The 13,326-nt window shown below is 66.1% G+C and carries 13 protein-coding genes; 7 read left to right on the top strand and 6 right to left on the bottom strand.

Features of this window, described 5'->3' with window-relative positions; translation table 11 throughout:
- The first annotated feature begins 396 nt into the window (after positions 1–396).
- Together AAIH46_RS01675 and AAIH46_RS01670 are read left to right on the top strand one after the other, a co-directional pair.
- Entirely contained in the window at positions 397–765 is a 369-nt protein-coding gene (locus AAIH46_RS01675) for an Hpt domain-containing protein (RefSeq protein WP_430303781.1), read from the top strand.
- Positions 766–932: 167 nt separating this feature from the next.
- Complete coding sequence (locus tag AAIH46_RS01670; protein ID WP_430303779.1) at positions 933–1,253, top strand: 2Fe-2S iron-sulfur cluster-binding protein; 321 nt, start codon at positions 933–935, stop codon at positions 1,251–1,253.
- Between the two features lie 482 nt (positions 1,254–1,735).
- On the opposite strand, the gene AAIH46_RS01665 is transcribed toward AAIH46_RS01670, so the two are convergent.
- Positions 1,736–2,353, bottom strand: coding sequence for a DUF922 domain-containing Zn-dependent protease (locus tag AAIH46_RS01665; RefSeq protein WP_430303778.1), 618 nt, complete (start codon positions 2,351–2,353; stop codon positions 1,736–1,738).
- 179 nt (positions 2,354–2,532) lie between these two features.
- Here AAIH46_RS01665 and folP point away from each other — a divergent pair, with 179 nt between their 5' ends.
- From folP to folK, 3 genes are read left to right on the top strand one after another with little or no spacing between them, the layout of a single operon-like run.
- Positions 2,533–3,327: a dihydropteroate synthase gene (gene folP, locus AAIH46_RS01660; RefSeq protein WP_430304958.1), complete on the top strand. Its 795-nt coding sequence runs from the start codon at positions 2,533–2,535 to the stop codon at positions 3,325–3,327.
- Entirely contained in the window at positions 3,324–3,689 is a 366-nt protein-coding gene (folB, locus tag AAIH46_RS01655) for a dihydroneopterin aldolase (protein ID WP_430303776.1), read from the top strand. Before folP ends, folB begins: the two co-directional genes overlap by 4 nt.
- A complete protein-coding gene (folK, locus tag AAIH46_RS01650) occupies positions 3,658–4,212 on the top strand; it encodes a 2-amino-4-hydroxy-6-hydroxymethyldihydropteridine diphosphokinase (RefSeq protein WP_430303775.1) in 555 nt (184 codons plus the stop codon). The genes folB and folK overlap by 32 nt, the downstream gene beginning before the upstream one ends.
- Before the next feature lie 21 nt (positions 4,213–4,233).
- Here the strand turns inward: folK and AAIH46_RS01645 are convergent, their stop codons facing one another.
- The 4 genes from AAIH46_RS01645 to AAIH46_RS01630 all read right to left on the bottom strand — a co-directional run bounded on the left by AAIH46_RS01645 (position 4,234) and on the right by AAIH46_RS01630 (position 8,043).
- On the bottom strand, positions 4,234–4,788 hold the full coding sequence (locus AAIH46_RS01645; RefSeq protein ID WP_430303774.1) for a hypothetical protein: 555 nt from the start codon (positions 4,786–4,788) through the stop codon (positions 4,234–4,236).
- A 103-nt stretch (positions 4,789–4,891) separates the two neighbouring features.
- On the bottom strand, positions 4,892–5,959 hold the full coding sequence (locus AAIH46_RS01640) for a YcjF family protein (protein WP_430303773.1): 1,068 nt from the start codon (positions 5,957–5,959) through the stop codon (positions 4,892–4,894).
- 10 nt (positions 5,960–5,969) lie between these two features.
- On the bottom strand, positions 5,970–7,442 hold the full coding sequence (locus AAIH46_RS01635; protein ID WP_430303772.1) for a YcjX family protein: 1,473 nt from the start codon (positions 7,440–7,442) through the stop codon (positions 5,970–5,972).
- Positions 7,443–7,533: 91 nt separating this feature from the next.
- Positions 7,534–8,043, bottom strand: a complete 510-nt coding sequence (locus AAIH46_RS01630; protein ID WP_430303771.1) for a SixA phosphatase family protein — start codon at positions 8,041–8,043, stop codon at positions 7,534–7,536.
- A gap of 272 nt (positions 8,044–8,315) precedes the next feature.
- On the opposite strand from AAIH46_RS01630, the gene dksA reads away from it, so the two are divergent.
- Positions 8,316–8,735 carry an RNA polymerase-binding protein DksA gene (dksA, locus tag AAIH46_RS01625; protein ID WP_430303770.1) on the top strand — a complete coding sequence of 140 codons (420 nt, stop codon included), beginning with the start codon at positions 8,316–8,318 and terminating at the stop codon, positions 8,733–8,735.
- Positions 8,736–8,881: 146 nt separating this feature from the next.
- Here the strand turns inward: dksA and AAIH46_RS01620 are convergent, their stop codons facing one another.
- Entirely contained in the window at positions 8,882–10,156 is a 1,275-nt protein-coding gene (locus AAIH46_RS01620; protein ID WP_430303769.1) for a flagellar biosynthetic protein FliO, read from the bottom strand.
- 373 nt (positions 10,157–10,529) lie between these two features.
- Here AAIH46_RS01620 and cckA point away from each other — a divergent pair, with 373 nt between their 5' ends.
- Complete coding sequence (gene cckA / locus AAIH46_RS01615) at positions 10,530–13,139, top strand: cell cycle histidine kinase CckA (protein WP_430303768.1); 2,610 nt, start codon at positions 10,530–10,532, stop codon at positions 13,137–13,139.
- The last annotated feature ends 187 nt before the right edge of the window (positions 13,140–13,326 follow it).

Genomic DNA, 13,326 nt, shown 5'->3' with positions numbered 1-13,326 from the left:
AGCGAACTGTCGACCCGCCGTCCGGAGCCCGCCGGCATTGCTGCGGCACGATCCGGGCATTCCAAAGACCGGCTTTCTTCCTTGACCACGTGGTCATAAGAAAAGCTTACCGGCTACGCATTTGCCGGGAGAGCGTCATGCCCACACCGGTTTCAATCGTACTGTAGTGGCACATTCCCCGCGAAGACACAATTCGAGGCCCCGGAGGCTCATGGGGATGGCCCTCTTGTTAACAGATTTTAAACTCTGGCTGCCGCCGTTTTCCCTGATTCTGGCGGCGGTTACGCATCGTTAACCATGAATGCAGAAAGCCCGGGCAAACTGTGCCGAAATTTAACGCGATGGCGACCGGTACGCCTCAGGCTCGACCGAGGTGACAACACAAGGAACATCAGCATGGCAGCGGTCAGCATCGCTTTCGAAGCGCCCGAACAGGCGTCCGGCTCCCGTGCAGGTTCCGAGCGGCCGATCGACCTCGTGCATCTGGCGGTGCAGACGATGGGCGACAAGCTGCTGGAGGCCGAGGTGCTGCAACTGTTTACCCGCCAGGCGCGGGCAGCGCTCGCCGAACTCTCATCTGGCTCGCCGAAAGCGGTGGTCGCGTCCGCACACCGGCTGAAGAGTGCCGCCAACGGCGTCGGTGCCTTCAAGGTGGCCGCGCATGCGCAGTCGCTGGAAAACGATCCGCAGGATGCGGCGGCCCGCGCAGCGCTCAGCGCCGCCGTCGTCGAAACCGAGAACTTCATCCTCAGGCTGTCGCGCTGAGGGTTGGACGCAAGCGTTCGCAAGCGCCGGGACCACCTGTCGGCTCCGCTCGCCGGACGGTGACGCAGACGGCCGGATACATTGGAAACATTGACTGAGGCGGCGAATTGTCGGAAGACAGCGCCGCCTTTTTCCGTTATCCCGCAAGCTTCTCCCAGGATCCAGACATGACGAAACTGACCATCGTCGCCTTCGACGGCACGCGCTTCGACCTCGATGCGGAGCCCGGCTCCACAGTCATGGAGAATGCCGTGCGCAACTCCGTTCCCGGCATCGATGCCGAATGCGGCGGTGCCTGTGCCTGTGCCACCTGTCATGTCTACGTCGACGACGCCTGGACCGAGGCTGTCGGCGGGCCGCTGCCGATGGAAGAGGACATGCTGGATTTCGCCGTCGACGTGCGTCCGACCTCGCGCCTCTCCTGTCAGATCAAGGTGACGCCGGAGCTCGACGGGCTCGTGGTGCAGGTGCCCGAACGCCAGGGCTGACCGCCGTCCCGCCTGCCGGGATTCCGGCAAAAAAATAGCCTCGCTGCGCTTTCAAGCGTCGAGCGAGGCCGAGGCTGGCGTATCACCGACAGGCGAGGGAGGAGCGACCTGTGGCAAGACGATACGCCGGGAGGAGAACACGATACGCGCGGACTACGCCCAGAGGGGGGTGACACGCATTGCGTGCCCTGAACTGAACGTCGTCCAGAATGTCCGGCTGCCGGGGGCTGCTGCCGTCCGGACGCCGCGCGGACCATGGAACATCATGTTCCGGAAAAGGCGGTTGCCGCATGCGCCGCCTCGCATGCGGCAACGTCGCCTCTGGTCCGCCCGGAATGTCAGGAACCTGACCGCCGTCCGTAAGGCTGAATTTATGCGTATTTACTAAATTGCGCTATTCCAAGAAATCATCAATCATTGGCGAGGGGCGGCGCAAGCTCCGGGCGAGGCTGGCGACCCGTCGCCAGCCGGCTGAACCAGCCTCACTCGGTCGCGGCGGCGCGGTACTTGAGGAGCCGCATCATGCGCGCGTCAAAATTCTTCGACTCGACGATATCGAAGCGCAGCTGTTCCTTGTCATGCTCGTCGACGATGCGCCGCGTGGTTTCGCCGACGCGGGCCTCCAGCAGCGCGCAGGTAGCCTGAGGCCGCAGTTGCTCCAGGCTCTGCTCCAGCTGGCGGGCATAGTTGCGGGCGATCTCGGCGTGGCGTTCCTCGTGGCGCTTGATGTCGGAGGACAGCGTGTCCCAGATCAGCCCGAGGCTGCCGGTGGCGGCGCGGCGGTTCTTCCAGCGTGGCAGGATGATCTTCGTCTTCAGCGTCACCTTGGTGCCGCCGATGGAGCAGCGCGCCGTGTTTTCCAGATAGGTGACTTCGCCGCCGAAGCTAATCTGCGTCGCGCCGGGATGGCGAAAGCCGCTGGCGCGGGTCATCGGGCCGCGCCGCTCAAGCTCGCTGTCGAGATCCTCGGCGGTGCGGCCGCCGATCGAGAAGTAGGAATAGGTCTTGGTAATCAGCGGTGCGGGAGAGGCCAGACCTGGCGCCGCAAGCAGCAGCAGGGTTGCCCCGAGCAGAAATCGGGCGCGGCGGGCTGAGGACATTCTGGGCCTTGCGAGATTGAAGTTGGCTGAAGCTTGGGGCATAGCGCTTAGCATCGCAACAGGTCGTTGCGAAATTGTTCGTGAACGAGACGATTGGACCTCCGGTGATTCTCCCCAGCGGCAAGATTTGGCAGGTCGGCCACGGCAGACAGCTTTCGCTCGGACCGCAGGGTCACCTGATGGCGATCATCAACGTGACGCCGGATTCGTTTTCCGACGGCGGCCGTCACCAGGGCGTCGAGGAGGCGGTCTCGCATGCGCTGCGCTGCGTCGAGGAGGGGGCAGCGATCCTCGACATCGGCGGCGAATCGACCCGTCCCGGTGCGACGCCCGTCTCGCCGGAAGAAGAACAGGCGCGGGTGCTGCCGGTGATCCGCACCCTGAAGGGGGAGACGGATGCGCTGATTTCCATCGACACCTATCGCGCCTCGACGGCGCAGCTGGCGGTCGAGGCAGGCGCCCATATCGTCAACGACGTCTACGGCCTGCGCCACGACCCGCAGATGGCGCAGGTGGTGGCGCAATCGGGGGCGGGGCTGGTGATGATGCACACCGGCCGCGGGCGCGAGGCGGAAAAGCTCGCCGACCTGATCGCCGACCAGCAGCTGTTCTTCAAGACGTCGCTGGCGCTTGCCGATGCGGCGGGCATTGCCCGTGATCGCATCGTGCTCGATCCAGGCTTCGGGTTTGCCAAGAATGCGACCGAGGATTTTTCGCTGATGGCGCGGTTCGAGGAGCTCCAGGCGCTCGGCCTGCCGCTTCTGGTCGGCACGTCGCGCAAGCGCTTCATCGGTTCCTCGACGGGCCGCGAGGCGCCGGATGCGCGCGACGTCGGAACCGCGGCGACGACGGCGCTGTTGCGGATCGGCGGGGCGGCGATCGTGCGCGTTCATGCGGTGCCCGCCAATCGCGATGCGCTGCGGATTGCCGATGCGGTGCTCGCGGCAGGCGCCAGGCCGGGAGAAAGCCATTGAAGACCTACCAGATCACGTTGAAGAACTGCGCCTTCTATGGCCGTCACGGGGCGCTGGCGGAAGAATCGGTGCTCGGCCAGCGGTTCTTCATCGATGCCGAGCTGGAAGTGCCCGCAGCATCGGCGCTGGCGGAGGACGATCTGGCCGCCACCGTGCATTACGGCCATGCCTTCACCGTCATCGAGGATGTGGTGACGAAGACCCGGCGGGCATTGATCGAGGCACTCGCCAACGACATCGCGCTGGCGCTGTGCGCCAAGTTCCCGCAGATCCGGCGGGCGGCGATCACCGTGCGCAAGCCGAGCGTGCCGATCCCGGGTATCCTCGACCATGTGGAGGTGCGTGTTGAGCATCGTCCCTGAGGCAGACGACCCGCGGACCTGGACACAGGCGGCCATCGGGCTTGGCGGCAATATCGGCGATCCGGCCGGCGCCATGGCCGAGGCGCTGACGATTTTCGACGGCCGCGACGACTGTCGCGTCGATGCCGTATCGAGGCTCTACCGGACGCCGCCCTGGGGCAAGACGGACCAGGCGGATTTCTTCAACAGCTGCGCGCTGCTCTCGACCCGCCTTTCGGCCAAGGCGCTGCTCGATCTATGCCTGTCGATCGAGCGCGGCATGAAGCGGGTGCGCATCGAGCGCTGGGGACCGCGCACCATCGACATCGACGTGCTGACTTTCGGGGAGCAAGGAGAGATCCACGAGGAGGGGCTCGACGTTCCGCATCCGCGGATGACCGAGCGCGGCTTCGTGCTGATGCCGCTTGCCGACATCGCGCCGGATCTCAAGGTGCTGGGCAAAACGGTTTCGGCCTGGCTGAGCCAGGCCGATGTCTCGGGAATTGCCGTTGCGGATGCGGCGCGCGACTGGTGGCGCCGCTAGCCGATCTCGACCAAGGTTAGATCAGGGCTTGATGGATCCGACGGCGAGCTCGTCGGTATCACGCGTCAGGGCAAGGCCGATGACCGGCACCATCTGCTCCTCGACCTTCACCGAGATCGTGATGTTCATGACCGCGGGGTTCTGCATGCGGGCGATCATCACGCCGTTCAGCTTGGCGCGGTTGATGCCGACGACGATCTTGTCGCCGCTGACGGCGCCCGAGACGATGTCGAGACCCTTGCCCTCGGCGCCATCGAGAAACTTGCCCTTGTAGCCGCCGCCGGCCTGGCTGATGACCGCGGACATCGGCTGCTTGAAGACGCCGACGCGGCAGGTGCCGTCGAGCTTGATGCCGAGATCGGCGTCAGGCGTCGGTTCGCCGGTGAGGTTGCAGGTGAACTTGGTGCCCTTGTACTTGCCGGCGACGATCTCGCCCGGACCCTTCCAGGCGCCGGCTGCGGTCTCGAAAAACACCTTGTCGCGGGGTGCTGCATCGGCCTGCGGGGCGATGGCGGCAACGGCGAGGGCAGCGGCGGCGTACAGCCCGACCTGCGGGGAAAAGAAGCGCGAGACCATTAAACTTTCCTTGGCGAGCGGCGTCCTGAATTGCGTTAACCATAGTCTCGCAGTGGTTAACGAGCCGTTTATTTTCGGTGGTTTCCGGGTCCTTGCGCGCGGTTCAGGGCGTGCGATTTCCGGACGAGGCGATGTCGCCGATGAAGTCGCCGATGCCGGGCCGTCTGAGGGCGCGGAAGGGCAGTGGGCGGCAAAGATCCATGGCCGCGATGCCGATGCGGGCGGTGAGCAGCCCGTTGATGACGCCCTCGCCGAGGCGTGCCGAAAGCTTTGCCGCAAGACCGTGGCCAAGCACCTGCTGGGCGATACCGTCGCCGACGGCGATCGAGCCGGTGACCGCCAGGTGGGCGATGACGTCGCGCAGCAGCCGCAGCAATCCGATCGTGCCGGGACGGCCCCCATAGAGTTCGGCCATGGCGCGCACCAGCCTTGTGACCTCGAACAGCACATAGGCGAGATCGACGACGGCGCGCGGGCTGACGGCGGTGACCACCGAGGTGCGCCGCGAAGCGCCGAGAATGAGGGCACGCGCCTGGCGGTCGAGCGGCGCCATGAGTTCGCGCTCGGCAAGATCGAGAAGCTGCGGTGCGTCGATGATGTCGTCTTTCGTCGCATCCAGCGCCGCCCGGCCGCGGGCCGTCTCGGCCCGGTGCGACAGCAGGGTTTCGAGCCGCGAGACGATCTGGCGGGCGGTCTTCGGGCCCGAGGTCGCACCGATCGCCTCGGCCTCAGCCTTCAGCGACTGGACGGCGCCGAGCCGCATCAGCCCGGCGATCTCGCGACCGACGACGATGGCAAGCGCCAGGACGGCGACAGCGAGAACGCCGACGGCTGTGTAGCCCAGCCAGTCGGCGCGCGAAAACAGATCGCGGACGATGGCATCGGCCCAGAGCCAGAACGCGAGCGACAGGAAGGCGGTGAAGGCGCCGACGGCGAGCTTGCCGAACGAGAAGCGGCGCTTGCGCGGCGTGGCGACCAGCGCCTCGGCCGCCGCCAGTTCCGGCGGCGTGATGAACGGATCGTCGGCATCCGCTGTCGGAATAATCCCGTCGTCGAATGCCCTTGGCGCACGCCGCACGGTTACCGGCGCATCGTCGCCGGACAGCTGGAAGACACCCGGACGACGAGGCGTGGCCTGGCCCTGCGGCGGTTCACGGTCGTCATTGGTCATCGATCGCTCCTCATGCCAGCCGGTCTCCGAACAGGAACTGAAGGGCGCGGTCGAGGCGGATATGCGGCACCGAAAGCGTCACGTTGCCGGCCTCGTCGATGTCCGGCGGACGGAATCTGACGATATTCAGGTGGGGTAGCGCGCGATCTTCAGAAACAGAGTCCGGACCTTGAAAAAGAGAATCCGGTTTCTCCGGCAAGTCCCCGGGAAATATGGCGGTTCGGCGTTTGCCGTCGAAGATTTCTCCGTCGATCCTCTCGCCCGCCATCGGCGTGCCGGTGATCACCGGCAGCGTTTCGCCATCCTGGCGCACCGTCGCCTCGCGGGTGGCGCGAACGGAGGCGATGGCGATCACCTCGATGCCGGCGCCGGACATGCCGATGCGCTGGATGGCGCGGTCGACGAGGCGGCGGGTGAGCGCTTCGAGACGGTCGTGGCTCTCATGATGCAGGTGGTCGGCCTTGGTGGCGGCGACCAGCACCTTGTCGATCCGCCGGCCGAGCAGCGACGAGAGCAGTGAATTGGTGCCGGGGCGGAAGCAGGCCAGCACGTCGGCCAGTGCCCGCTCCAGATCCTGCACCGCCTCCGGGCCGCGGTTCAGCGCCTGCAGCGCATCGATCAGCACGATCTGCCGGTCGAGGCGGGCAAAATGTTCGCGGAAGAAGGGTTTGACGACGACCGACTTGTAGGCCTCGAAGCGGCGCTCCATCATCGCCCCGAGCGTGCCGCGTTCGAGGCGGCCGTCGGGAAGGTCCGGGATCGGCGCGAAGGTGAGCGCCGGCGAGCCTTCGAGGTCGCCGGGCATCAGGAAGCGGCCGGGCGACAGCGTCGACAGCGACCGCTCATCGGACTTGCAGGCCTTGAGATAGGCGGCAAACGCTTCCGACAGGCGGCGGGCGGTCATCTCGTCGGCCGGAGCTGCCGGATCCATGCTGTCGGCCAGTGCCAGCCAGTCGCGTGCCAGTTCGCGGCGGATGCCGGTGCGGGCAAGGGCGACGGTCGCGGCGCTGAAGGTGCGGAAATCCTGGCCGAGCAGCGGCAGGTCGAGGAGCCATTCGCCCGGATAGTCGACGATGTCGATGGACAGCTTGCCGGCCGAAAACATCCGCCCCCAGCCGCTGGCGCTCTGGTAGTCGAGCGTCAGGCGGAGTTGCGAAATGGCGCGGGTCGAATCGGGCCAGATCCGGTCACGCACCAGCGCCTGGATGTGGTCCTCGTACTGGAAGCGCGGGATCTGGTCGTCCGGCTGCGGCTCCAGACGCGCAGCCGACACCCGGCCCGAGCGCACCGCTTCGAACAGCGGCAGGCGCCCGCCATGCAGGAGATTGTGGACGAGCGACGAGATGAACACCGTCTTGCCGGCCCGCGACAGGCCGGTGACGCCGAGCCGGACCGTCGGATTGACGAGGCCCGACGCGCGGTCGGTGAGGTTGTCGAACGCGATGAGCGCGTCGTCCTTGAATGTGGTGAGGGATGGCGGCAAGGCAAAGACCCGTTGATGTCGTTCCTGCCTATATAGACAGCGCATCCGGTTGCAAAAGGGAAGGGCGACCGGGAATGGCGCCTTGCCGCGCTCAGCCCTTGAGGAAATCGCTGAGCAGCCAGGTGCCGGCGGCGGCGGCAACCGTGCCGCCGTGATCGAGAACCGCAAGTCCTGCCGTCGGATAGCCGGCCGGTATGGCGGCTGCGGTCCGGTCGTCGCCGAGCAGCGCCTGCAGCACCTCTTCCATGCGCGGGTTGTGACCGATCAGCATGACGGCTTGCGCCTGCTTCTGGGTGGAGAGAACCTCCAGATAGGTCTCGACGCCGCCGTTATAGAGTTCGTCGATGAACAGCATTTCGCACTCCTCGCCGAAGGCGCGGCGCGCGGCGTCGGCCGTCTGGCGACAGCGCAGCGCCGTCGATGACAGCACCAGATCGGGCCGGTAGCGGCGGTCGGCGGCGAGCGACGTGACGATCTCGGCTTCGGCGAAGCCGTGCTCGTCGAGCGGGCGGTCGAAGTCGCGCCCGCCGGGTTCGGCCCAGGCCGAGCGGGCATGGCGCATGAGCAGGATGCGGGACGGCTGCGGCTCGACTGTGATCATGTGATTTTCGCGCTGGGTGACCGGAGGATGTCGAGTAGCCTGATGCCGGGCGCCGCGTCAACACTCCCGTTACGGGCAGTCGGACCGCCACCAAATCCCAGGGGTGGAAAACGCCGTTGCTCTGCATTTCCAGAAACCGCTTAAAGATTAGTCGCTTAGCTGAAATTTATGTCAATTTTAAAAATGCCTTATAAACACGCGTCAGGCTTGAATCGTCCCCTTAACTTGGAGTATAGGACGCCGCGTGAGAGCTGTTCTTCAGGAGAATTGCGTTGAGTGAGAAGATCGACCTTAGCAGCTACATCCTCTCGGAAGATGATGAGTTCATGAATGCCAGCCAGCGGGCATATTTCCGAGCCAAGCTCATCGCCTGGAAAAACGACATCTTGAGAGAAGCGCGCGAGACGCTTGGGCACCTCGCCGAAGAAAGCGCCAATCATCCGGATCTCGCCGACCGGGCATCTTCCGAAACCGACAGAGCCATCGAACTGCGGGCCCGTGACCGGCAGCGCAAGCTGATCTCCAAGATCGACTCGGCCCTGCAGCGCATCGAGGACGGCACCTACGGTTACTGCGAAGAGACCGGCGAGCCGATCGGCTTGCGACGGCTCGACGCGAGGCCGATCGCCACCTTGTCGATCGAGGCCCAGGAGCGCCACGAGCGACGCGAAAAAGTCTACCGGGACGAATGATCCCGACCGGTCAAGGCGCTTTCCGCGGAAGGCGCCTTTTTTGTTTGCGGCAGAGCCTTGTCCGCAGGCGAGCTGCGACGTCCTCTCCTGCCTGACCCGTGGCCGAGCGGCCGGGCAGAGCAGCACGCTCCGCCCGTTGCCAGGTGCTAGCGATCGTTGCGGTTTACCGACATCTCGCCGAATATGCGGGCGATCTCCGTCTGCAGCGACGGATCGGGCGTCGCACCGGTGACGCGCGGCTGGGCCGGATCCCGCGGCGGCAGGGCCGGTACGGAGGTTGCCGGTTCGGCACCGTCCCGCTCCAGCGCCAGATTGTTGGCCATTTCCTCTTCCAGGATCCGATCGAAATCGCTGCCGAGCGGGCGCGAGGGCGCCGGCGAAACGGGCGCCTGCGGCGGCTGCGCGTTCGCAACGATTGCCGGCGCAGCTGCAGCCGGTGCGGTGATTTCGAACGGTGCGGGCGACGGGATCGATGCGGCGGGGGCTGGAGCCTGCGGCGTCGGATGGAAGACCCGCTGACGGGCGGCGTCGAGTGCGTCGGTTGCAGCACCGATATCCGGGGCGGCGTTTTCCGTCTGCCGACGCTCGGCGGCCGGGATGGCCGGCGCGCTGACGGGAGTGACAGAGATCGGCGCTGCAGACATAGGGGCTGCGGACATGAGTGATGTGGGCATGGGTGCGGCAGGCTCGGGAAGGACATCCGGGGCCGGCGGTTCGACGGGACGAGCGGTCTGCGCAGGCCGCGGCTGCGGCGTAGGCGGCATGTCTCGCACCGGCGCCTCGGCAGTCACGTGCGGCGCTGCGGGCTCGGCCATCTGGCGTTCGACCGGAGGTGTCGCGACAGGTCGCTGGGCTGCAGTCCGCTCCGGAAGGGGGCGCTCGGGGATGGGACGCTGGGTAGTCGGCCGGGCGCTGACCGGGCGTTCGACCGCAGCCTGCGCCGCCGGCTGTGGCGCAACGGCTGCAACAGGCTCGGCTGCCGGCGAACGGGCGACGGTCGCTGACGCCAGGCGCTCGCCCGCCGAAGAAATCTGGCGCGGTGGCGCCTGAAGCCGTGGCTCGGCCGGCGTCTCGTCGGAAAGGCTTGTCGTCTCGCCCCCCTGCTCTGCGTAGCCGACGGTCTGCAGCCCCTGGGGCCGAATGCCGCTTTCGATGACGACATCCGTCGGGCCGCCGATCATCACCAGATGTTCGACATCGTCGCGGCGCACCAGGACGATCCGCCGGCGCGCATCGACGGCGGCTGCATCGAGCACCTGCAGGCGCGGCTGGCGGTTCTTGCCGCCACGCAGGAACGGCGAGGGGCCGCTGCGCCGGCGCAGCATCAGAAGCACGGCGACGAGGCAGAGAAAGCCGAGGCCGACGCCACCGACCGCGATGAACAGGCGGCCGCCGTAGTCGCTCATCAATTCCTCGATCATGCCGTGCTTCTCCTTGGTTGCCTGTTGCCCGACCACCGGGAGGCTTGGACGTCGAGGCGGTTTACCAAACCGCCAGATCATGGTGCCGACGGCAGGCCATCGGCAGTCACCGGCATGCATCCGGCAGCCTAGGCAAGTCGCAAGCCCGCGGCAAGCCGGCCCGCCGATACAGTCTGCCCCGACAGGTTTCGTCGCCTGCCGCACCCGGCAATGGCGAATATGGAGAGGGGCGGCACTTGAGCAATAGGAATATGAATGTCTTCAACGGCTTTCTGCGGCTCGACGCTTTTTGACGGGGCTTCAACTTGCTATGGAAGACGTCAGGAACGATTCCGGGGCCGTCACTGAACGACAGGTCGAAGTGCGAGGTGTAATGTCGAAAGCGCAGCCGGCCGCCAGTTACGACGCGCCGCTGGTGGACAGCGGCAGGCGGAGTGGCACAGTCTTGCGCCTGCTCCTGCTGGCGCTGGTGCTGGTCGGCGTGTCGATCGCCTTCGTGGTATTCAAGGACGCGATGGACAACGAACTGGTGCTGGGCGTGCTCGGCGTGCTGGCGATGGTCGGCATCTTCTTCATCGTTTCGTCGATCATCGGGCTTGTGGAAGTGATGCCGCAATCGCGCTCCGACGAGTTTGCCGCAAGCTACCTGGCCGGCCATCCGGACGGCATCCTGGTGACCGACGAGCGCAGCCGCATTCTTTACGCCAATGCCGCCTATGGCCGACTGACCGGTGCGACGAAGGCGGCCAACGCCCAGTCGCTGGAAGCCCTCTTGTCGAAGAACCGCGAGGCGACCGAAGCGCTTTACCGCTTGACCGCAGCACTGCGCGAAGGCCGCGAGGGGCACGAGGAATTCCGCCTGCTGAAGCCGCTCGGCCGCGCCTCGGCCAGCGGATCCGGCGCCCACTGGTACCGCCTGAAGGCGCGCATCCTGACCTCGCCGACGCAAAAGACGCCGCATGACGTGTGGCAGATCGCCGACATCACCTCGGAGCGGGAGGACCAGGAGCGGTTCTTCCGCGAGCTGCAGAACGCCATCGACTATCTCGACCATGCGCCGGCCGGCTTCTTCTCGGCGGGCAAGAAGGGCGAGCTGTTCTACCTCAATGCGACGCTTGCCGAATGGCTGGGCCTCGACCTCACCAAGTTCGTGCCGGGATCGATGACGATTTCCGACATGGTGGCCGGCGAGGGCATGGCGCTGATCCAGTCGGTGCAGGCAGGCCCCGGCCAGACGCGCACCGAAACGCTGGACCTCGACCTGCGCCGCAGCAACGGCCAGAGCCTGCCGGTGCGCCTCGTCCACAGCGTTTCGTCGATGCGCGATGGTGCGCCGGGCGAAAGCCGGACGATCGTTCTGGGCCGGCCGAAGGGCGAGGGCGCCGACCAGTCGGCCTCGGCGATGCGGTTCACGCGGTTCTTCAACAATACGCCGATGGCGATCGCCTCGATCGGCGGCGACGGCAAGATCCTGCGCATCAACGCACCGTTCCTCCGGCTGTTTGCCGGCGTCGTGTCACGCGACGATGTGGAGGCCGGCGCGACGCTGGACGCCATCGTCAACGAGCAGGCGCGCGGCGACCTGGAGCGGGCGCTGGCGGCGGCCAAGGACCGCCAGGGAGACATCGCGCCGATCGACTGCCGGCACCCGGGCGACGAGAACCGCCATGTGCGGTTCTACGTCAATGCGGTAATCGACGAGAGCGACGAGGCGCCGGAAGAGGTGGCGATCGTCTACGCCGTGGAGACGACCGAGCAGAAAGAGCTCGAGACGCAGATGGCGCAGACGCAGAAGATGAATGCCGTCGGCACGCTGGCCGGCGGCATCGCCCACGACTTCAACAACGTGCTGACCGCCATCCTGCTCTCCTCCGACCACCTGCTGCTGCAGGCGCGCCCCTCGGATGCAAGCTTCGCCGACCTCATGGAGATCAAGCGCAACGCCAACCGCGCCGCGGTGCTGGTGCGCCAGCTGCTGGCGTTTTCGCGCAAGCAGACGATGCGGCCGGCAGTGCTCAACCTCACCGACGTGGTGGGCGACCTCAGGATGCTGGTCGACCGGCTGATCTCGGGCACCAATGTCAAGCTCGACGTCGACTACGGACGCGATCTCTGGCCCGTGCGCACCGACCTGTCGCAGTTCGAGCAGGTGCTGATCAACCTTTGCGTCAACGCCCGCGATGCGATGCCGCAGGGCGGCCAGATCCGCATCCGCACCCGCAACGTGACCGGCGCCGAGGCTGCGGCATTTGCCGGCGCGCGGCTGCCGGCCGACGATTTCGTCATGGTCGAAGTGGCCGACAGCGGCACCGGCATTCCGCCGGAGATCATGGACAAGATCTTCGAGCCGTTCTTCACCACCAAGGAGGTCGGCAAGGGCACCGGTCTCGGCCTGTCGATGGTCTATGGCATCGTCAAGCAGTCGGGCGGCTACATCTATCCGGAATCAGAAGTCGGCAAGGGCACGACGTTCCGGGTATTCCTGCCGCGCCACATTCCCGAGATCGTGCCGACGCCGGAACCGGGCAGCCCGGGCTCGGCCAGCGCCGACGTCGCGGCACAGCCGAAGATCGCCTCGGCCCCGGCCGAAGACGTCGATCTCACCGGCAACTCGGCGGTCGTGCTGCTTGTCGAGGACGAGGAGGCGGTGCGCCGCGGCGGCAAGCGGATGCTGGAAACCCGCGGCTATACCGTGCACGAGGCAGGCTCCGGCACCGAGGCGCTGGAGATCATGGAGGAGCTCGAGGGCAAGGTCGACATCGTCGTGTCCGACGTGGTGATGCCGGAAATGGACGGGCCGTCGCTGCTTAAGGAGCTGCGCAAGACCTATCCCGACCTCAAGTTCATCTTCGTTTCCGGCTATGCAGAGGACGCATTTGCGCGCAACCTGCCGGCGGATGCCAAGTTCGGCTTCCTGCCCAAGCCGTTCTCGCTGAAGCAGCTGGCGGTGGCGGTGCGCGAGATGCTCGACCGGCAGGACTGATGCGGCAGACGTGCACGCCCGGGACGGGACTTAGAAGGCGTTGAACTGGCGTTTCGCACAGGCCGGAACGCAAAGCGAACGCTCAGGCGATCATGGAAGAGAAACAACGGCATGAGCCCTCTTGCATGATGAGAACAAAAAGTGTACATACTGATCACCGGCTGCTGGATTGCTAGGGCCGCTGCGA

Origin of the sequence: Rhizobium sp. 0TCS1.26, assembly GCF_050455525.1 — a bacterium.
Classification (GTDB): domain Bacteria; phylum Pseudomonadota; class Alphaproteobacteria; order Rhizobiales; family Rhizobiaceae; genus Neorhizobium.
This window is presented reverse-complemented; position numbering and strand designations above follow the sequence as displayed.